The organism is Rheinheimera sp., assembly GCF_965283995.1.
Taxonomy (GTDB): domain Bacteria; phylum Pseudomonadota; class Gammaproteobacteria; order Enterobacterales; family Alteromonadaceae; genus Pararheinheimera.
Genome location: NZ_CBDIQG010000001.1, coordinates 2,228,104 through 2,247,007 on the forward strand (window position 1 = coordinate 2,228,104; position 18,904 = coordinate 2,247,007).

Here is an 18,904-nt window from a genome sequence, read left to right on the forward strand (position 1 = left end):
TTTCTCCGCCATTAAACCGGATAAAACACCTGGCCGTTTTGAGCCATGGCGCGGGTTTTGTCTGTGACCTGATAGATTTCACCCAGGTCGGCGTATTGGTCAGCCAGTGCCACGAAATTGGCCAGCCCCATCGTATCGGCGTACCGTAACGGACCGCCACGGAACGGAGGGAAACCTAAGCCGTAAATCAGGCCCATATCGGCTTCAGCTGCGGTGGCGACAATGCCTTCTTCCAGACAACGGATCGCTTCGTTAATCATTGGGATCATGGTGCGGGCGATGATTTCATCGGCGCTGAATTCACGCGGCGCAGCAGCGACGTTAGCCAGCAGTGCGGTCGCCGCCGGATCCAGATCTTTTTTCGGTTTGCCTTTGGCGTCTTTGCTGTACGCATAGAAACCGAGGCCATTTTTCTGACCATAGCGGTTGGCAGCATACATCACGCTGACCGGGTCATTTTCAAGTTTCGCCATCCGGGTTGGGAAGCCGTCAGCCATCACGTCAGTACAATGATGTGCGGTATCGAGGCCCACCACGTCCAGCAGATAAGCCGGGCCCATTGGCCAGCCGAATTGTTTCTCCATCACTTTGTCGATTTGCGCGAAGCTGGCGCCATCGAGCAGCAGCTTGCTGAAACCGGCAAAATACGGGAACAACACGCGGTTGACGTAGAAGCCAGGGCAGTCGTTGACAACAATCGGTGATTTACCCATTTTGGCCGCGTATGCGACCACGGCAGCAACGGTTGCATCTGAGGTATCTTTGCCACGAATGACTTCGACCAGTGGCATCTGATGCACCGGGTTAAAGAAGTGCATGCCACAGAACCGGCTTGGGTCGGTCAGGTTGGCGGCCAGCAAATTAATCGAAATGGTGGAGGTGTTAGATGTGATAATCGCATCAGCGGCTACCACAGTTTCAATTTCCTTCAGCACTGCGCCTTTGATTTTCGGGTTTTCTACGACAGCTTCAACCACGATATCTACCGTTTTCACCGGTTCCAGCGACAGTGTTGGCTGAATTGAAGCGACGACTTTGGCCATGCCGGCAGCATCGAGCTTTTTGCGCTCAACTTGTTTGCCAAGCAGCTTAATGGCTTCGCCCATGCCCAGTTCCAGCGCTTTGTCGTTGATGTCTTTCATCACGACCGGCACGCCTTTGGAAGCGCTTTGATAACAAATACCGCCACCCATAATACCGGCGCCCAGCACCGCGGCCTTTTTGATGATTTTGGTCGCTTGTTTACCGGCTTGTTTAGCTTTGGCTTTGATCAGCTGGTCGTTCAGGAACAAACCGATTTGCGCGGTGGCTGCTGTAGTTTTCGCCAGCTTGGCAAAGCCGGCATTTTCCAGCGCAACAGCGCCTGCGCGGTCGAGGCGGGCGGCTTTTTCAATCGTTTCCACTGCCATCATCGGTGCCGGGTAATGTTTGCCGGCTTGGGCAAATACCATACCTTTAGCAGTGCTGAAGCTCATGATGGCTTCAGTTTTATTCAGTTTCAGTGGCTCGAGTTTGGCCTGACGTTTCTTGCGCCAGTTCAGTTTGCCAGCAATGGCATCCTGCACCATTGATAAGGCTGCTGCTGTTAATTTGTCCGGTGCAACGACGGCGTCGATCGCCCCTTCTTTTAACGCTTGCTCAGCACCGCGCTCTTTGCCGGTGGTGATCCATTCCATCGCAGTGTCAGCTCCGACGATGCGTGGCAGACGGGCGGTGCCGCCAAAGCCAGGCATCAGGCCAAGCTTCACTTCCGGCAGACCGATTTTGGTGGTAGTGTCAGCGACGCGGTAGTCAGCAGTTAAAGTCCACTCACAGCCGCCACCCAGTGCAAAGCCTTTGATGGCGCAAACGGTTGGTACTGGTAGGTCTTCGGCCAGGTCAAACACGTCTGACGCTTGTTTAATCCAGGGCACCAATTGTTCTTCTGCTTGTTGGAAGGTGCCAAGGAATTCAGTGATATCAGCGCCGACAATAAAGGCGTCTTTGCCGCTGGTGTAAATCAGGCCTTTTAATGCGCTGTCTTTATAGAGGATGTCGAGGGCCGCGCGGCAGTCCGCCAGCGTCTGCTGGTCGAATTTATTGACCGAGCCGGCCGCGTTAAAGGTAAACTCGGCAATACCGTCGGCAATGTATTGCACGGTAATGCTGGAACTCTGGTAGATCATGGATGTTCTCCTTCGTCGCGTAGGTGACAGATACTTTTGGGATCGTCGCAACAGGTCAGATGAGTCTTGTGCGCAAGCAGTGTGTCGCGGTTCAGGAAAAAATTCAACCGTTATTTAAACAAGCGTTTGAATCAGCCAGCGACAACCAACTAACTATAGGTGGATTTTCGAAACATGGGGCAATTGAAGTCCGGGTTTGCTGTGTTGACGTTATGGTGTGGTGGTTTGCTGTTGCCCGCACTGGCCGCGCCGTCAGATACCGTATTGCGCGAACGTTTTCTGCAGGCAGAGAAAAAAATTCACAAAGTACCGCTGGCACAGGCGGAGAAAATGCTGCGCGATTTACATGCCTATCCACTGAAACCTTATATCGAACTGGAATACATCAGCCGCACGTTAAGTGACACTGCAGCGGTACAAAAATTTCTGCAGCAACATCAGGGTACTCCGCTGGAATGGCCGCTGAAAAAACGCTGGTTGTTGTATCTGGCCGGCGTGCAGCTGACGCAGCCGTTTCTGAAACACTACCAGATGGGCACAGATACAGTGTTGGATTGTGCTGCGCTGCAACTACGGCTGTTAAATGAATCACCGGCGTCGGTGTGGCCTGATGTGACACATCTGTGGCTGGATGGCGAGTCGCTGCCAAAAGAATGTGACGCTTTGTTTAAACGCTGGCAAAAAGCCGGTCAACGCACGCCGGAAGTGGTGTGGGCGCGTCTGGTCAAAGCTGCGGACGGCGGCGACGACCGGATCATTCCGTACCTGCGAACTCTGCTGCCGGCCAAACTGCAATATCTCGGCGATAAATGGAAACAAGTGCTGGAAGAGCCTGCTCTGGTCAGCCGGCAGAAGTTTTTGCCGCTGAAACACCCGTGGGAGCGCGAGATCCTGACCTTTGGCCTGAAAAAGCTGGTATGGAAAAAACCGGATCAGGCGTTAGCCGTGTGGGCGCGTTACGAAATGGACCCGCATTTCACTAAGCCGCAACGTATTGATGTGGCTCGTAATTTTGCGATCGCGCTCGCCAGTAAAGATGACAGCCGTGCGGCGAAGTTCCTGGCGATGGTGCCGGTGGAACTGAAAGACGACCTGTTTCTGCAGTGGCAGATCACCTGGTATTTACGTCAGCAACAATGGCCGCGGGTCATTGAAGTCCTGAACGAGTTACCGGAAGAAACCCGCAAAGATGACAGCTGGCAGTATTGGCTGGCGCGGGCCTATGAACAAAGCGGCAAAACGGAACAAAGCAAGCAGATGCTGACTGCACTGGCGGCAACCCGCGGTTATTACGGCTTTATGGCGGCAGCAAAATTGGGCCTGCCACCGAGTTTGGCGCATAAACCAGTACCGGTGACCAAAGAGCAGTATCAGGCGTTTCGCAAAAGTGACAGCATGCAACGGATGCGCGAGTGGGAGCTTTTGGGCCGGCCCAATGCCGCCAAACGTGAGCTGACCTTCCTGCAAAAATACGGCACGCCACAGCAGCAACTGAGCGCTGCCAAGCTGGCCTATGACAATGGCTGGTATGACCGGGCGATTTTTGCGCTGGCCGACGCTGGTTATTGGGATGATGTCGAAATGCGTTTCCCGATGGTATACAACAAAGAAATTCAAAAACACTCGAAAGCGGCGCAAGTGGATCCAGCTTGGGCGATGGCGATCACCCGACGTGAAAGTACCTTCATTCCAACGGCAAAATCGCCCGTCGGTGCGCAAGGTCTGATGCAAATCATGCCGCGCACGGCCAAGCATATCGCCGGTCGCAATGTCAAAGCGGAAGCGCTGTATAACCCCAACACCAATATCGATATGGGCACCGATTATCTGCGGTATTTGCTGCGTGCCAACGACAATAATCTGGTGTTTGCCACGGCCAGTTATAACGCCGGTTTTAGTAACGTCCAGCGCTGGATCCCAAAACATCGTCAGATGGAACTGGATGTCTGGATTGAAACCATTCCGTTTAAAGAAACCCGTGAATACGTCAAAGCGGTATTAGCCTATTACCAGATTTATAATATCCGGATGAATCAGGAACAGGATGTTTTTGCGCCGCTGGCAACGATGAAAGTTGGTCAGACCGGCTGATTGCTGCCGGTCTGACGTTTGCTGATTTTATGTTAATCTATGGCAAAAAACGAACAGGACATACCGATGCGCCCAGCATATCAGGCTCTATACGCCGCCCATTTGTTTGAACTGCAACAACGCACTAAGGCCGTCCTGGCGCGTGAGAGTCTGGATGCGCTGGTGATCCACTCAGGTCAGGCCAAGCGCCAATTCCTTGATGATATGGATTATCCGTTTAAGGCCAATCCGTTATTCAAAGCCTGGTTACCTGTTGTCGACAATCCGCATTGCTGGCTGATTGTTGATGGCGTCAATAAACCCAAACTGGTGTTTTATCTGCCGGTCGATTTCTGGCACAAAGTGCCGGATGCGCCGAATGACTTCTGGTCTGGGTTTTTTGATATTCAGCTGATTGATAAACCGACCAAAGTGGAAAGCCTGCTGCCGTACGATAAAGCCAATGTGGCTTATCTCGGTGAGCAATTGGAGCTGGCGCGCGCGTTGGGATTTAGTCAGCTTAATCCGGAAGGCGTGCTGAGTTATCTGCATTATTTCCGTGGCTACAAAACCGATTACGAACTGGCCTGTATGCGCGAAGCTAATCGGATTGCAGTCGAAGGCCATCGCGCTGCTGAAGCATGTTTTCGCAATGGTGGCAGTGAATTTGATATTCAGCTGGCTTATCTGGCTGCCGTGCAGCAGGGCGAGAATGAAGTGCCGTACGGCAACATTATTGCGCTGAATGAAAACGCTGCGATTCTGCATTACACCGTGTTGTCGCGGCAAAAACCGGCGCAGCATCACTCGTTTTTAATCGATGCCGGCGCGTCTTTTCACGGTTATGCGGCCGATATTACCCGCACCTACAGCGCGCGGGATGATGAATTCCAGGCGCTGATCCACAGTATGAATGCGGTACAGCTGGCTTTAGTGGATACTTTAAAACCCGGCATCAAATACACCGAAGTGCATTTAAAATCGCATGAACTGATCGCGCAGGTGCTGGCAGACTTTGATTTCGTACAGTTATCGCCACAAGCCATAGTCGAAAGCGGCATCAGCCGGACGTTTTACCCGCACGGCATCGGCCATCATCTGGGCCTGCAGGTACACGACGTCGGTGGTTTTATGGCGGACGAACGCGGCACCCATGTAGCGGCACCGGAAGATCACCCCTTCCTGCGCTGCACCCGTTTGATCGAACCGCGTCAGGTGTTCACCATCGAACCCGGCCTGTATTTTATCGATTCGCTGTTGGCGGATCTAAAAGCAACCGAGCAGGGCAAGTACATCAACTGGCGCAAAGTTGATGCTTTCCGCCAATTTGGTGGTATCCGCATCGAAGACAACGTCATCGTGCATCGCGAACGCAATGAGAATATGACGCGGGATCTGGGGCTGGCTTAAGCCGTTAGGTTGCAGGGGCTTTGCCCCTGCGACCCTGCGGTTCAGTCCCTAATTTGTTTTACTGTGTTACGTATTCGTTATATTGATTTTTGCCGACCAAGCAAAACAGAAGGTCAGAAACAACAAAACAACAGCGCCTCTGACCGCGCCAGGTCAAAGGAAAAACGCGCTGACCTGGAATAACCGTTCCACTTCACCGATGTGCTTTTTGTCGACCAAAAACAAAATCACGTGGTCGTCGGTTTCGATGACGATATTGTCGTGGGCGATCAACACCTCTTCACCGCGCACGATAGCGCCGATGGTGCAGCCTGGTGGCAGTTTCACTTTGCCGATGGTTTGGCCGACCACTTTGGAAGTGGTGCTGTCGCCGTGCGCAATGGCTTCGATCGCTTCTGCTGCGCCACGGCGCAGCGAATAAACGTTGACGATGTCACCGCGCCGCACGTGGGTCAGCAGCGCTGAAATGGTCGCTTGTTGCGGCGATACGGCGATATCGATTTCGCCGCCTTGCAGTAGGTCGACATAAGCGCTGCGTTTAATCAGCACCATGGTTTTTTGCGCGCCCATCCGTTTAGCCAGCATCGCCGACATGATATTGGCTTCGTCGTCGTTGGTCACGGCGAGGAACACATCTACTTCGTCGATACTTTCTTCCTGTAACAGCTCCGGATCTGAGGCGTCGCCGGCATAGACCACGGTGTTTTCCAGCGCACTGGATAAATATTCGGCCCGCTCTTTACTGCGTTCGATCAGCTTAACGCTATGCGTTTTCTCCAGCGCCTTGGCGAGGCCATAACCGACGTTACCGCCGCCGGCGATCATGATACGGCGGTAGCTGTTTTCCAGCTTCTGCAGTTCGCTCATCACGGCGCGGATGTGCTTGGTGGCAGCGACAAAAAACACTTCATCATCGGCTTCGATGATCGTGGTGCCAATGGGTTTAATGGCATGACCGCGGCGGTAGATGGTTGCGACCCGGGCATCAATATGCGGCATGTGCTCTTTTAGCGTCGACAGGGCATGGCCGACCAGCAGACCGCCATAGTAGGCTTTAACCGCAACCAAGCTGACTTTGCCACCAGCAAATTCAACCACTTGCAGTGCGCCAGGGTAATCGATCAGCCGGCGGATATAGTCGGTAACTAAGGTTTCCGGTGCGATAAAGTGGTCGACCGGTAAATCATCTTTATTAAACAGCTTGTCGCGGTATTTGATGTATTGGTTAGTGCGAATCCGCGCCACTTTGGTTGGCGTGTTAAAAATGCTGTAGGCAACCTGACAGGCGACGATATTTACTTCGTCGCTGTTCGTGACCGCGATAATCATATCGGCATCTTCGGCGCCGGCTTTTTTCAGAATATCCGGGTGTGCACTGTGGCCATGCACCACCTGCAGGTCAAATTTGTCCTGCAGTGCTCGTAGTTTCTCGGCATTGATATCGACGACAGTGATGTCGTTTTCTTCACCGACCAGATTCTCTGCCAGCGTCGCACCGACCTGACCTGCGCCTAAGATAATGATTTTCATGCAATCGCCTTTTTCTGCAATTTGGCGTAGAAGAAGCCATCGGCCTGAGACTGGCCCGGAAATAATTGCCATTCGCTGGCGGTATGGCTGGTGCTGAGCGGAATAGCCTGAGCATCTGGCTGCGCATCAAGAAAGCGTTGTACCTGCAGCTGATTTTCGTCAGGCAACACACTACATGTTGCGTACAGTAACACACCACCGGGTTTCAGCGTTGGCCAGACCGCCGCCAGAATTTGTTGTTGTAACAAAGCCAGCGCTGCGATATCCGGTTTTTTCCGCAGCCAGCGGATATCCGGGTGGCGGCGAATCACGCCGGTAGCCGAGCAAGGCACGTCCAGCAAAATGCGGTCAAATTGCTGACCATCCCACCATTGGCCGGGTTCCGCGGCATCGGCAGCTTTGATCACCGCCTCATGGCCAAGCCGTGCCAGATTTTCCCGCACCCGAACCAGTCGGGCCGGATCTTTATCCAGCGCCAGAACGCGGGCTTCCGGTGCCAGCTCGAGCAGGTGACCAGTTTTACCGCCCGGTGCGCAGCAGGCGTCGAGGACCAGATCATCGTTTTCCGGCGCCAGAAATACTGCGGCATACTGTGCTGCGAGGTCTTGTACAGCAAAGAAGCCCCAGACATAACCGGGCAATATAGTCACATCACAGGCTTTATCGAGCAGGATCGCCTGAGGCATTTCCGGCACCGGCTGACTAAAGCCAATCTCCATCGCCGTTAAATCCGCGGTGAATTTCTCGACTGAGCAGCGTTTGGTATTCACCCGCAGCCACAGCGGCGCTTTTTGCTGGTTGGCAGCGATAATCTCCAGCCATTGCTGGGGATAGGCCTGTTGCAGTGCCTGCACCAGCCAGGACGGATGATTGGTTTGCACGGAGAGCGGCGCGTCGGCGAATTCAAATAATTCCGGCTGACGCTGCACCGAACGCAAAACGCCATTAATCAGCTTGGTCATCGACTGACCTTTTAAGTACCGCGCTGCTTCAACGGTTTCACCTACCGCCGCATGGTCCGGAATGCGCAAGAACTTCAGCTGATAAATGCCGAGATAAATCAGAAACTGCAATGGGCGCAGCTGTTTCACCAACGGCTTGCTCATCAGTTGCTGGCAGACAAAATCCAGCTGCGGTAATTGGCGCATCAGGCCAAAGCACATTTCCTGCAGCAGGGCTTTGTCGGCCGGATTGTTGAATAACAGCTGGGCTTTAGGTAAGACGTCGGATAACGATTTGCCCTGATCAACCACCTGATAACACAGGGTGGCGGCGGTCGCGCGTAAGTTTGCGCTCATTGTGGCTGTTCCGGTGCAGCTTGCAGTTGCTGACTCACCTGGAACCAGTCAGCGCGGCCATTCAGGAAGTCGACTACCGCCATGGCTTTTTTGCCCGGCGGCTGCAGTTGCTCAATGACGAGCAAACCGTCGGCAGTACCAATCGCAATACCTTTTTTATCGACCCGCACCACCTGGCCTGGTTGCGCTGCGCCGGTTTCTACCCGGGCTTGCCAGATTTTCAGTTGCTGTGAAGCCAATTGTAAGTAGCTGACCGGCCATGGATTAAACGCGCGGATCTCGCGCTCAAGGGCGGCGGCCGTTTTATTGAAATCGAGCTGGGCTTCTTCTTTGCTGAGTTTTTCGGCGTAATTGGCGGCACTGTCTTGCTGCGGTTCGGCTTTCGCCTGTAACGCAGGGAGGTCTTGCAGCGCTGCGACCAGCGCTTCTGGCCCGACGACGGCCAGCTTTTCATACAATGTGGCGCTGGTGTCGGTGGCTTCAATGGGCATCGTTGCGATGCTTAACATGGCGCCGGTATCGAGACCTGCATCCATTTGCATAATTGTAACGCCGGTTTTTGCGTCGCCGGCCCACAGCGCTCTTTGGATTGGGGCCGCACCGCGCCAGCGCGGCAGCAATGAGCCATGCACATTGATACAGCCCAATTTTGGCGTATCGAGCACCACTTGCGGTAGGATCAGGCCATAGGCAACCACGACCATCAGGTCAGCATCAAGCGCGGCAAGTTGTTGCTGCGCCGGTGCCTTTTTCAGTGACTTCGGCTGGAACACCGGAATGTTATGGGTCAGAGCCAGCTGTTTGACCGGGCTGGCCTGCAGCTGCTGGCCACGTCCGGCCGGGCGGTCAGGCTGGGTGTAGACTGCGATGACCTGATGTTCAGAATCGAGCAGGGCCTGCAGATGGCGGGCAGCGAAATCCGGCGTGCCGGCAAAAATAATACGAAGCGGTGTGGTCACGGAGTTTCCTGTCAGGCTTTAGCGGCGCGGGCTTGTTTTTCCAGCTTTTTCTTAATGCGATCGCGTTTTAACGGCGACAGATAGTCGATAAACAGTTTGCCGACCAGATGGTCCAGCTCGTGTTGCAAACAAATAGCCAGCAGGCCGTCTGCTTTCACTTCAAACCAGTTGCCATCGGTGTCCTGCGCTTTTAAGGTGATTTCGGCCGCCCGTTCAACATTGGCGTAGTTTTGCGGTACTGACAGACAACCTTCTTCATAGGTGGTGTCGCCGCTTTTTTCGGTAATTTCCGGGTTGATAAATACCTGAGGCTGATTGCGATCTTCAGACAGGTCGATCACCACTACACGCTGATGCACGTTGACCTGCGTGGCTGCCAGACCAATGCCATTTTCGGCATACATAGTCTCCAGCATATCAGCAACTAGCTGACGGGTTTCTGCGGTTACTGCCGCAACAGGTTTGGCAATCGTCCGCAGACGCTCGTCGGGATAATGTAAAACGGTTAGAACAGCCATGGCACCTACAAAATTATGCTTTGTGAATATATCTGTGTTATGGTTCAATTTTAGCCATTAAATCGCTGTAATAACAGCTTCCTATGCATTCTGTGCAATAATTACTGCAGTTCCGAGCCGAAGGAAACTGGCATGCTCAAAACAATAACAAGCTCAATCGCCGCCCTGTTGTTCTGTCTGACGACGTCTGTCTCAGCAGATATTCTCGCTATAAAGCCTGATGCTCCCAAGAGTTACACTGTCAAACAAGGAGATACTTTGTGGGACATTTCTGGTTTGTATCTGCAGCAACCCTGGCTGTGGCCACAGCTGTGGAAGCTCAATCCACAGGTGGAAAATCCCCACCTGATTTATCCGGGCGACGTGCTTAGTCTGAGTTATGACCAGGATGGCCGGCCGATATTGTCGGTGAATGGTAATGCAATCAAAGTGTCACCGGCGGCAGCTGACGGTACCGCCACTCAAGGCATTCGGAAATTGTCGCCACAGGCCCGCAAATCGCTAAAGAACACCAAAGCAATCACCACAATCCCGCTGATGATGATTCGGCCATTTTTGACCTATGAGCAGTCGTTGTCGGCAGAGCAGATTGACAGCCTGCCCTATGTTTTAGGGGCGGACGACCACGTGAAAAATGCCAGCCAGGGGCATATTCTGTATGTGCGTGGCCAATTGTAACAAGACGCTGCATACGGCATTTATCGCAAAGGGAAAGCATATATCGACCCACAGACCGAAGAGATCCTCGGTTATGAAACGATTCTGGTTGGCACGGCCCGCGCATTCCGTGCTGGCGGCGCTGAAATCAATCAGCCGGCGTCAGTGTCCGTGCTGGATGTGAAACAAGAGATCCGCCAGGGTGACCGCTTAATTCCTGCGGCAGACGGACAAAGCCTGCCGGCATTTTTTATGATGCGAAAACCAGAGCAGCCTTTAGCTGGCACTATCATCGACACCACCTCAGATCTGCGGGAGTTTTCCAGCTGGGACATTGTTGTGTTGAATAAAGGCCAGCAGGATGGACTCAAAGCGGGTTATATGTTTTCAATTTCCCGTCAGTCACCCACTGTGGTGGATTCGAGTCGTGGTCCTGTCTACATGTCAGATGCATCGAAATATCAAAAGATTATGGGTGGTATTGACGGTGACCGCATCGAGATGCCGAAAGAACAAATCGGTGAACTGATGGTGTTTAAAGTGGCAGAACGCACCAGCTTTGCTATCGTCACAGGAACGAAAAAACCAATCCGGGTCGGCGACATGATCGGCGACCTGTAATCTTTCACCCGAGGTCATTGCAGCATCGCAGCTGCCAATGCGGCGGGTAGGCCAATAGGGGGAGATCATGGACGATCTCAACTGCTGGCTGCGACTGATGGCGGTACCAGGGCTGGATGTCAGCAAACTGGCGGCGCTCAGTCCGGCCATATCAATCGCCGAGCTGTGTCAGGCATCCACATTTCAGTTGCAGCAACTGGGTCTTTCCGGCGCGCAGAGTTTGCATCTGCAACAATCGCAGAAAAAAGCTGATGCGGCGCTACGTTGGCTTGAAGCCAGCCCCAACCACTGGTTTATGCCTTATACCGACCCGCGTTATCCGCCTTTATTAAATCAAATCAAACATCCGCCGTTGGGATTGTTCGGCCATGGTGATCCGACGGTGCTGAGTAAACCACAAATCGCCATCGTGGGCAGTCGCAGGCCAACACCCGCTGGACGACAGCTGGCGCTCGAGTTTGCCGCTGAACTGGCCGCGCTGGGCTTTGTGATCACCAGCGGCCTGGCGCGTGGCATCGATGGTGCAGCGCATCAGGGCGCCTTGCGTGTGCAGGGTCAGACCATCGCCGTGATGGGACATGGCTTATGTTTTGTCTATCCACCACAACATCAGGGATTGCATCAGCAAATCGTTGGCAATGGCGCTGTGCTGTCAGAGTTTTTGCCGCAACAGCATGCCAAACCGGAGTTTTTCCCGATCCGTAACCGGATTGTGGTGGGCTTAAGCCTTGGTACTTTAGTGGTCGAGGCTGCGGAAAAAAGCGGCTCGCTGATTAGTGCGCATTATGCTGCCGACTACAATCGTGAAGTGTTTGCCATCCCGGGATCGATCCGCAATCCGCAAGCAGCGGGTTGTCACGAACTCATTCAGCACGGCGCTAAACTTACCCGTTCGGTCGCCGATATCGTAGAAGAGTTGGCACCTCAGCTGGTTGCGGATTTAATCCGCAGCTCGGTTGAAAAAAATAGTTGTTTGCCGCACTTGTCCGACGATGGCTTGTTAGCTAACGTAGGAGATGAGGCAACTGCAATAGACCTGATTGCAGATCGCGCAGCAATGCCGGTAGCCGACGTAACCATTGCCTTGCAACAACTTGAATTAAGTGGTGCAGTGGCAGCCGTACCTGGTGGCTACATTCGAGTGAGGGGACCTAGTCATGTTTGATATCCTCGTCTACCTGTTTGAGAATTACATCCACAACGAATCGGAAATTTACGTCAACCAGGCCGATTTGACCAAAGAACTGGTCAAAGCCGGATTTCACGATGATGACATCTTCAAAGCCCTGCGCTGGCTGGAAAATTTATCCCAGCTGCAAGAAAGTCATGTTAAACCCTATCTGACCAAAACCACTTCGACAGCGGTGCGGGTTTTTACGCCGCAAGAGCTGCAAAAGCTTGATGCTGAATGTCGTGGTTTTTTGCTGTTTCTGGAGCAAATCAACGTGTTGGATTTGCCAACCCGGGAAATGGTGTTGGACCGCGTAATGGATTTGGATAGTGCAGAAGTCAGCCTGGAAGATCTGAAATGGGTGGTGTTGATGGTGCTGTTTAATGCCCCCGGGCATGAATCGGCTTATGCCCAGATGGAAGATTTAATCTTTGAAGAACCGACCGGTCTGCTGCATTAAGTCAAATCAAACCGCTATTTTTTGATGCTCTACAGCGCCGGTTTCACCGGCGTTGCTTTTTTCATGCGGGTCTGTGCGATAATGGTCAAACCGCATCCGATGGGCTGACGTATGTCCGACCAACCGTTATTCGCTATACCCGAACAGAAACAGCTTTGCCCTGTCTGCCAGCACGAACTGATGATGAAATCCGGCAAGCACGGTCCGTTTTTGGGCTGTAGCAATTATCCGGCCTGCACTTATATTCAGAATTTGCATCCGCATGAAAGCACCATCGTCAAATTGCTGGAAGACACGCCTTGTCCAAGCTGTGGTTCAGCGCTTGCAGTCAAAAATGGCCGCTATGGCATGTTTATCGGATGCAGCAATTTTCCTGCTTGTCATTTTATTGTGCACGAAGAGCCGGTGGTGGTTGAGGATGTGCATTGCCCACAGTGTCAAACCGGTAAACTAGTGGAGCGCACCAGCAAGTTCGGCAAAACCTTTTATGGCTGTGACCAATATCCAAAATGCGATTTTGTGTTGAATTTCAGACCGGTGGCCGGCACTTGCCAGAGCTGTGGTTTCGGCTTACTGGCGGAAAAGCCAGCGGCGAGTGGGGTGAAATTGATTTGCGCCAGTCGTAAATGTCAGGCTGTACAGCCGCGTTGAAAGCAAAAGAAAAGGCCCGTGTGGGCCTTTGATTTTTGTTAGATCTATTTCGTGCGTTCGCGTAGTTTGGCCGCCATTTGCGCCACTTCCGGAAAACTACTTTCAGGCAGCAATGCACTTAAGGTGCTGAACCGTTCTGCCAGGTCTTTTGCCGTCGCCCCGCAAATATTGATGTGTCCCATCTTACGGCCAGCGCGTTTGGTTTTGCCGTACCAGTGCAGGTGACACGAAGGCAGGCTCAGGATTGCCGGATTAACAGAGTCTTCGCCAAGAATATTCACCATCACTGTTGGTCGCACCAGTGCAGTGCTGCCAAGTGGCAGTCCACAGACAGCGCGCAGGTGGTTTTCGAACTGGCAGGTGTCGGCGCCTTGTTGCGTCCAGTGACCTGAGTTATGCACCCGCGGGGCAATTTCGTTGACCAGTAATTGGTCGCCGACCTGAAAAAACTCCAGTGCGAGCACGCCGACATACTGCAGCTGATTAGCGACAGCGTCGAACATTTGTTTGGCTTGCTGTTGCAAAGCTTGATCTGACGGTAGCGCCAACGACACCGACAAGACGCCATTAACGTGATGGTTTTCTGTCAGCGGATAAACCACAGTGTCGCCGTGTTCATTGCGCGCACCAACCAGACTGACTTCGCGGTCAAACCGGACAAACTTCTCGGCAACAATCGCCTGTGGCAAACTGTGATCCGCACCAGCCATGAACGCGGCAATATCGGCCCAGACCAAGGCTGCATCTTCTGCATGTTTTAAGCGCCACTGGCCTTTACCATCATAACCAGCCAACGCACTTTTTAATACCAATGGCAAACCGAGTTCATTAATAGCCAGCATGAACTCAGTTTCAGTTTGCACAATACGGTAGCCTGCGTTGGCGACGCCAGCTGCATCCAGCAAGGCTTTTTCCTGACGTCTGTCACCACCGGCTTTGATGGCGGTGCTATTGGGTTTGAATTTACCACTGGCCTCACACACGGCCTGCACCGGATACGGAATATGTTCGAATTCTGAAGTCACCACATCTGCCGCAGCCACGGCTTGCTCCAGAGAAAGTGGATAGATTTCACCGGTCACCGGATGTTGTACTTTGGCAGAATTCACATCATACGCTGTGACGTGTAGGTTCAGCGGCGCGCCAGCCAGTGCCATCATCCGTGCTAGTTGTCCGGCTCCCATGACTAATACGTTCATCACGCTTCCTCGGCTGGGTTCGGGTGCGCCAGCACGGAGTCGGTTTGTTCTTGGCGAAATGCATCAATTTTTGCCAGCAGGCTGTCATCACTGGTCGCCAGGATTTGTGCGGCCAATAAACCAGCGTTTGCAGCACCGGCATCACCAATCGCCAGGGTGCCCACAGCAACACCTTTTGGCATTTGCACAATAGACAGTAATGAATCAATGCCTTTTAACGCTTTGGATTGAACAGGGACGCCCAGTACCGGCAATGAAGTGAAGGCAGCCGCCATCCCAGGTAGGTGAGCTGCACCGCCGGCACCGGCAATAATCACCTTTAAGCCACGGCTGGCGGCGTTACCGGCATATTCAGCCAGTAAGTGCGGGGTACGGTGCGCAGAAACAACAGTGGTTTCATAAACGATGCCGAATTTGTCTAACATGTCTGCTGCGTTTTTCATGGTAGGCCAATCGGATTTGGAGCCCATAATGATACCGACTTTCATTGCTGTTTCCTCAAAACCGCCAGGTGCTGGCATAATAGGGCGCTATTATAGCCATCTGGCCGTTGCCAGGAAAATTTTTCACCAGTGTCTTCTGTCGGAAGCACCAAACGGGAGCCGATATGTCCGTTGATAAACACGCCGTCAAAGCTTTTTTACTGCAGCTGCAGGAGCAGATTTGCGCAGCATTGGAGCAATGCGATGGCTCTGCTGGTTTTGTCGAAGACAGTTGGGAGCGGGCTGAAGGTGGTGGCGGACGTAGCCGGGTTTTGACCAAAGGCGCGGTGTTTGAACAGGCCGGCGTGAATTTCTCCCATGTTTTTGGTGACAAAATGCCCGCATCGGCGACGGCGCATCGCCCAGAACTGGCGGGCCGGCGCTTTGAGGCCATGGGCGTGTCGTTGGTGATTCACCCGAACAATCCATATGTACCAACCAGTCACGCTAACGTACGGTTTTTTATCGCCGAGAAAGATGGCGAAGATCCAGTCTGGTGGTTTGGTGGCGGTTTTGACCTGACCCCGTTTTATCCATTTGAAGACGATGTGCGGCACTGGCACCAGGTCGCATTTGATTGCTGCGCGCCTTTTGGCGCCGATGTCTATCCAAAATACAAAGCCTGGTGTGATGAATATTTTTACCTGAAACATCGGGGTGAAACGCGTGGTGTCGGCGGTTTGTTTTTTGATGATTTAAATCAGTGGGGATTCGAGCGCAGTTTTGCGTTTATGCGCTCCGTTGGCGAAGCTTTTATCAACGCCTACCAGCCGATTGTCGAGCGACGTAAGCAGACGCCATTCACCGATGCGCAGCGCCAATTCCAGCTATACCGCCGCGGTCGTTATGTTGAGTTTAACCTGGTGTTTGACCGTGGGACCTTATTTGGTTTGCAAAGCGGTGGTCGGACCGAATCAATTCTGATGTCGATGCCACCGCTGGTGCGCTGGGAATATGGTTTTGTACCAGCCGAAGGTTCGGCAGAAGCGCTGTTGTATCAGCGCTATCTGCAGCCACAGGATTGGCTCGGTATCAGTCAGTAAGTGTGTTTAACGTGGCTGGCCCTGTTCATCCCGATTGATCATGTGGCTGGCCAGTTGGCCTAGTGCTTCGCTTAAGCCACCGCGCAGAACCGGATCAGCCACCACTTCAAGTAATGCCTGGTCCATACAAAACATCCACTGGTCGCGCAGCGTCGGATTGACAGTAAAAGGCATATGGCGCATCCGTAGCCTGGGGTGACCATACTTCTGTTCAAACAAGCCGGGGCCACCGAGCCAACCCGACAAAAATTCAAAGAATTTCTGGCGGATGGTATCCAGTGGCAGCGGATGAATTGCATAGAGTTCGGCCGCTTCAGGGGCCGTGGCCATGATATCGTAAAAGCGGTTTGCCAGACGGCGGGTCGCGTCTTCGCCACCGATTAGCTGATACGGTGTTTGTTGCGGTGTCGGGTGTGTAGGATTTTTTGGCGACAACATTTGAATTAACTTCTTTAGCATGATGGGAGCTTCGTTGTGGATCGATATGCCGTCTTTGGTCATCCGATAGGACATTCCAAATCTCCGCTGATCCATCGCTGGTTTGCCGAACAAACCGGTCAGGTTCTAACGTATGAGGCGATTTTAGCACCGCTCGATGGCTTTGCCGACAGTTGGCAGCACTTTGTTGCCGAGGGGGGCCGTGGGGGCAACGTCACAGTGCCCTTTAAAGAGCAGGCTTTTGCATTAGCACAGGTGCTGAGTAAGCGGGCGCAGCTGGCGGGCGCAGTCAATACTTTATATCTGGATGAGCAACAACGCCTGTGTGGCGATAACACGGATGGGGCGGGTTTGGTTGCCGATTTACTGCGCCAGGATGCCTTGTTGGAAGGGGCTAATGTGTTGCTGCTAGGAGCGGGGGGCGCGAGCCGAGGCGTGATTCAGCCATTGCTGGATGCAGGGGTTGCACATATCCATTTGGCTAACCGCACCGTGCCCAAAGCGCAGCAAATCGCACAACTGTTTGACCCGCGCGTCAGTGCCGGTAGTTATGCCGAAGTGCCGAAACAGCGCTGGCATTTACTGATCAATGCGACGTCCAGTGGTTTACAGGGAGAACGCCCGCCACTACATGAGCAACACCTCGAATACTGCCAGTTAGCCTATGACATGTTGTATGGCGCTGAACCTACGCCGTTTTTACAATGGTGCCATCAGCAAGGGGTGCCACAAACCGCCGACGGTTTAGGCATGTTGGTTTCACAGGCTGCTGAGAGCTTTGCTATTTGGCGTGGTGTGCAACCGGATGTAGAGCCGGTATTGATGAAATTAAGGGAGCTGCTGCGCGGATGAACCAACAACTGATTTTTAATCATGACCATCAGTTTGATGAAGCTGCTCTTGCAGTGCGCTGTTCAATCTTACAAAGCGGGCTACGCAACTCTGTGTATATCCGCATGCCGGAAGGTTGGACGGGAGCAGCCTGGTTGGCGCAAGTCCGTGAAGACAGCTTTTTTTGGGAAGATGAGATTGAGCTGGCGTTAAAGCGGGGCCAGCTCGACCCGAATGGCAACTTATGGCTGGATGGTTCTGTCTGAACTACAGCGTCTAATCTTCACCTCTATATAGTGGCGTTCTTACCTCACTACTATATAGAGGTAGCCACTTATTCCTTTTCTGCCAGATACTCGTTTTTCAGCACCACATAGTTTTGCGCCGATGCTGACAGAAATGCCCGCTCTGCATCATTCAGTAGCCGGGCTTGTTTGACCGGGCTGCCGACATATAAGTAGCCGCTTTCAAGACGTTTGCCTGGCGGGACTAAACTGCCGGCGCCAATAATCACATCATCTTCCACAATAGCGTCGTCCATCACTATGGCGCCCATGCCAACCAGAATCCGATTGCCAAGACGACAGCCATGCAACATGCATTTATGACCCACAGTGACATCGTCGCCAATAATGAGTGGTGAACCATCAGCATTCTTATTACTCGGGCGCGACACATGTAATACCGTGCCATCCTGTACATTGGAACGTGCACCAATCCGGATAAAGTTCACATCACCGCGCGCCGCAACCAGAGGCCAGATGCTGACATCATCTCCTAAGACGATATCGCCGGCTAAAACTGCTGATTCATCAACATAAACATTGGCACCCAGTGCCGGACTCACACCTTTATATGATCGTATCGACATCTTAAACTCCTCATCTGCTGCGGAATTATGCGACATTTGTGTATAAAAAACACCTTTCGTTGAAATTTCACTCGAACGATCGCAAAAGCACAACTTTTCTTAGATTTAGGCTTGCGCGAGATTTAAAACGACCTATAATGCGCGCCATGCCGACGGGGTGAAGCGAAACGCGAAACGCCGGGTGAGTTTGAAAAGTGAAAAATAGTCGATAAAAAGACGCTTGACACGAATTAAAAACTGACTAAAATGGCCGCCTCGCAGCGAGGTTGGGGTGAAAGCCTTGAAATCGCAAGTAAGGCAAGTAAGTAGGTTGAGCAGAGTAGTTTATTTAAATAGTAAATTTTTCTGCTTGACTTAAAATCTGGGAAGTGTAAGATACGCCTCCCGCTTCGAAGTCGAAGCACGCTCTTTAACAATTAGCAATCAATCATCTGTGTGGGCACTCGTTGAAGATGTATCGCATGATACGAATAAAATCTTCAGTTGAGTGACTATATAGTCAATTTATTTAGTCAGTAAACTGAGCAGCT

19 protein-coding genes are annotated in these 18,904 nt (G+C 52.6%); 10 read left to right on the forward strand and 9 right to left on the reverse strand.

What is annotated here, in order from left to right:
• Positions 1–11: 11 nt before the first annotated feature.
• A complete protein-coding gene (gene fadB, locus ACQ66Q_RS10130) occupies positions 12–2,165 on the reverse strand; it encodes a fatty acid oxidation complex subunit alpha FadB (protein ID WP_430456683.1) in 2,154 nt (717 codons plus the stop codon).
• 174 nt (positions 2,166–2,339) lie between these two features.
• On the opposite strand from fadB, the gene ACQ66Q_RS10135 reads away from it, so the two are divergent.
• Both ACQ66Q_RS10135 and pepQ read left to right on the forward strand, forming a co-directional pair.
• Complete coding sequence (locus ACQ66Q_RS10135) at positions 2,340–4,256, forward strand: transglycosylase SLT domain-containing protein (RefSeq protein WP_430456684.1); 1,917 nt, start codon at positions 2,340–2,342, stop codon at positions 4,254–4,256.
• Between the two features lie 66 nt (positions 4,257–4,322).
• The gene (gene pepQ / locus ACQ66Q_RS10140) at positions 4,323–5,645 is read left to right on the forward strand and encodes a Xaa-Pro dipeptidase (RefSeq protein WP_430456685.1); all 1,323 of its coding nucleotides are present in this window, start codon (positions 4,323–4,325) and stop codon (positions 5,643–5,645) included.
• Between the two features lie 153 nt (positions 5,646–5,798).
• On the opposite strand, the gene trkA is transcribed toward pepQ, so the two are convergent.
• From trkA to def, 4 genes are read right to left on the reverse strand one after another with little or no spacing between them, the layout of a single operon-like run.
• Positions 5,799–7,175, reverse strand: coding sequence for a Trk system potassium transporter TrkA (gene trkA, locus ACQ66Q_RS10145; RefSeq protein ID WP_430456686.1), 1,377 nt, complete (start codon positions 7,173–7,175; stop codon positions 5,799–5,801).
• The gene (rsmB, locus tag ACQ66Q_RS10150; protein WP_430456687.1) at positions 7,172–8,473 is read right to left on the reverse strand and encodes a 16S rRNA (cytosine(967)-C(5))-methyltransferase RsmB; all 1,302 of its coding nucleotides are present in this window, start codon (positions 8,471–8,473) and stop codon (positions 7,172–7,174) included. Before rsmB ends, trkA begins: the two co-directional genes overlap by 4 nt.
• Positions 8,470–9,432, reverse strand: coding sequence for a methionyl-tRNA formyltransferase (fmt, locus tag ACQ66Q_RS10155; protein WP_430456688.1), 963 nt, complete (start codon positions 9,430–9,432; stop codon positions 8,470–8,472). Before fmt ends, rsmB begins: the two co-directional genes overlap by 4 nt.
• An 11-nt stretch (positions 9,433–9,443) precedes the next feature.
• Positions 9,444–9,950, reverse strand: coding sequence for a peptide deformylase (gene def / locus ACQ66Q_RS10160; protein WP_377245778.1), 507 nt, complete (start codon positions 9,948–9,950; stop codon positions 9,444–9,446).
• A 132-nt stretch (positions 9,951–10,082) separates the two neighbouring features.
• Here def and ACQ66Q_RS10165 point away from each other — a divergent pair, with 132 nt between their 5' ends.
• The 5 genes from ACQ66Q_RS10165 (at position 10,083) to ACQ66Q_RS10185 (ending at position 13,510) form a co-directional block, all read left to right on the forward strand.
• Complete coding sequence (locus ACQ66Q_RS10165; RefSeq protein WP_430456689.1) at positions 10,083–10,628, forward strand: LysM peptidoglycan-binding domain-containing protein; 546 nt, start codon at positions 10,083–10,085, stop codon at positions 10,626–10,628.
• Positions 10,629–10,772: 144 nt separating this feature from the next.
• Positions 10,773–11,228, forward strand: coding sequence for a hypothetical protein (locus ACQ66Q_RS10170; RefSeq protein ID WP_430456690.1), 456 nt, complete (start codon positions 10,773–10,775; stop codon positions 11,226–11,228).
• Between the two features lie 67 nt (positions 11,229–11,295).
• Complete coding sequence (gene dprA, locus ACQ66Q_RS10175; protein ID WP_430456691.1) at positions 11,296–12,393, forward strand: DNA-processing protein DprA; 1,098 nt, start codon at positions 11,296–11,298, stop codon at positions 12,391–12,393.
• Positions 12,386–12,859, forward strand: a complete 474-nt coding sequence (locus ACQ66Q_RS10180; protein WP_430456692.1) for a DUF494 family protein — start codon at positions 12,386–12,388, stop codon at positions 12,857–12,859. The genes dprA and ACQ66Q_RS10180 overlap by 8 nt, the downstream gene beginning before the upstream one ends.
• A gap of 111 nt (positions 12,860–12,970) precedes the next feature.
• Positions 12,971–13,510 (forward strand): topoisomerase DNA-binding C4 zinc finger domain-containing protein, encoded by a 540-nt coding sequence (locus ACQ66Q_RS10185; protein WP_430456693.1) that lies wholly within the window; start codon positions 12,971–12,973, stop codon positions 13,508–13,510.
• 44 nt (positions 13,511–13,554) lie between these two features.
• On the opposite strand, the gene ACQ66Q_RS10190 is transcribed toward ACQ66Q_RS10185, so the two are convergent.
• Both ACQ66Q_RS10190 and purE read right to left on the reverse strand, forming a co-directional pair.
• Complete coding sequence (locus ACQ66Q_RS10190; RefSeq protein ID WP_430456694.1) at positions 13,555–14,709, reverse strand: 5-(carboxyamino)imidazole ribonucleotide synthase; 1,155 nt, start codon at positions 14,707–14,709, stop codon at positions 13,555–13,557.
• A complete protein-coding gene (purE, locus tag ACQ66Q_RS10195; RefSeq protein WP_430456695.1) occupies positions 14,709–15,197 on the reverse strand; it encodes a 5-(carboxyamino)imidazole ribonucleotide mutase in 489 nt (162 codons plus the stop codon). The genes ACQ66Q_RS10190 and purE overlap by 1 nt, the downstream gene beginning before the upstream one ends.
• 119 nt (positions 15,198–15,316) lie before the next feature.
• Between purE and hemF the strand changes: the two genes are divergently transcribed.
• Positions 15,317–16,234 carry an oxygen-dependent coproporphyrinogen oxidase gene (hemF, locus tag ACQ66Q_RS10200; RefSeq protein ID WP_430456696.1) on the forward strand — a complete coding sequence of 306 codons (918 nt, stop codon included), beginning with the start codon at positions 15,317–15,319 and terminating at the stop codon, positions 16,232–16,234.
• A gap of 6 nt (positions 16,235–16,240) precedes the next feature.
• Here hemF and ACQ66Q_RS10205 read toward each other — a convergent pair whose 3' ends face one another.
• Positions 16,241–16,693, reverse strand: coding sequence for a group II truncated hemoglobin (locus ACQ66Q_RS10205; RefSeq protein ID WP_430456697.1), 453 nt, complete (start codon positions 16,691–16,693; stop codon positions 16,241–16,243).
• 15 nt (positions 16,694–16,708) lie between these two features.
• Here ACQ66Q_RS10205 and aroE point away from each other — a divergent pair, with 15 nt between their 5' ends.
• Both aroE and ACQ66Q_RS10215 read left to right on the forward strand, forming a co-directional pair.
• Positions 16,709–17,524 (forward strand): shikimate dehydrogenase, encoded by an 816-nt coding sequence (gene aroE, locus ACQ66Q_RS10210; RefSeq protein ID WP_430456698.1) that lies wholly within the window; start codon positions 16,709–16,711, stop codon positions 17,522–17,524.
• A complete protein-coding gene (locus ACQ66Q_RS10215; protein ID WP_430456699.1) occupies positions 17,521–17,769 on the forward strand; it encodes a DUF1488 family protein in 249 nt (82 codons plus the stop codon). Before aroE ends, ACQ66Q_RS10215 begins: the two co-directional genes overlap by 4 nt.
• 68 nt (positions 17,770–17,837) lie before the next feature.
• Here the strand turns inward: ACQ66Q_RS10215 and ACQ66Q_RS10220 are convergent, their stop codons facing one another.
• The gene (locus ACQ66Q_RS10220) at positions 17,838–18,374 is read right to left on the reverse strand and encodes a gamma carbonic anhydrase family protein (RefSeq protein ID WP_430456700.1); all 537 of its coding nucleotides are present in this window, start codon (positions 18,372–18,374) and stop codon (positions 17,838–17,840) included.
• Positions 18,375–18,904 lie beyond the last annotated feature (530 nt).

Excerpts from the sequence above, each read along its gene's own strand:
- fadB (WP_430456683.1), bottom strand. The coding sequence starts at position 2,165 with ATGATCTACCAGAGTTCCAGCATTACCGTGCAATACATTGCCGACGGT.
- ACQ66Q_RS10135 (WP_430456684.1), top strand. The coding sequence starts at position 2,340 with ATGGGGCAATTGAAGTCCGGGTTTGCTGTGTTGACGTTATGGTGTGGT.
- pepQ (WP_430456685.1), top strand. The coding sequence starts at position 4,323 with ATGCGCCCAGCATATCAGGCTCTATACGCCGCCCATTTGTTTGAACTG.
- trkA (WP_430456686.1), bottom strand. The coding sequence starts at position 7,175 with ATGAAAATCATTATCTTAGGCGCAGGTCAGGTCGGTGCGACGCTGGCA.
- rsmB (WP_430456687.1), bottom strand. The coding sequence starts at position 8,473 with ATGAGCGCAAACTTACGCGCGACCGCCGCCACCCTGTGTTATCAGGTG.
- def (WP_377245778.1), bottom strand. The coding sequence starts at position 9,950 with ATGGCTGTTCTAACCGTTTTACATTATCCCGACGAGCGTCTGCGGACG.
- ACQ66Q_RS10165 (WP_430456689.1), top strand. The coding sequence starts at position 10,083 with ATGCTCAAAACAATAACAAGCTCAATCGCCGCCCTGTTGTTCTGTCTG.
- dprA (WP_430456691.1), top strand. The coding sequence starts at position 11,296 with ATGGACGATCTCAACTGCTGGCTGCGACTGATGGCGGTACCAGGGCTG.
- ACQ66Q_RS10180 (WP_430456692.1), top strand. The coding sequence starts at position 12,386 with ATGTTTGATATCCTCGTCTACCTGTTTGAGAATTACATCCACAACGAA.
- ACQ66Q_RS10185 (WP_430456693.1), top strand. The coding sequence starts at position 12,971 with ATGTCCGACCAACCGTTATTCGCTATACCCGAACAGAAACAGCTTTGC.
- ACQ66Q_RS10190 (WP_430456694.1), bottom strand. The coding sequence starts at position 14,709 with ATGAACGTATTAGTCATGGGAGCCGGACAACTAGCACGGATGATGGCA.
- purE (WP_430456695.1), bottom strand. The coding sequence starts at position 15,197 with ATGAAAGTCGGTATCATTATGGGCTCCAAATCCGATTGGCCTACCATG.
- hemF (WP_430456696.1), top strand. The coding sequence starts at position 15,317 with ATGTCCGTTGATAAACACGCCGTCAAAGCTTTTTTACTGCAGCTGCAG.
- ACQ66Q_RS10205 (WP_430456697.1), bottom strand. The coding sequence starts at position 16,693 with ATGCTAAAGAAGTTAATTCAAATGTTGTCGCCAAAAAATCCTACACAC.
- ACQ66Q_RS10215 (WP_430456699.1), top strand. The coding sequence starts at position 17,521 with ATGAACCAACAACTGATTTTTAATCATGACCATCAGTTTGATGAAGCT.
- ACQ66Q_RS10220 (WP_430456700.1), bottom strand. The coding sequence starts at position 18,374 with ATGTCGATACGATCATATAAAGGTGTGAGTCCGGCACTGGGTGCCAAT.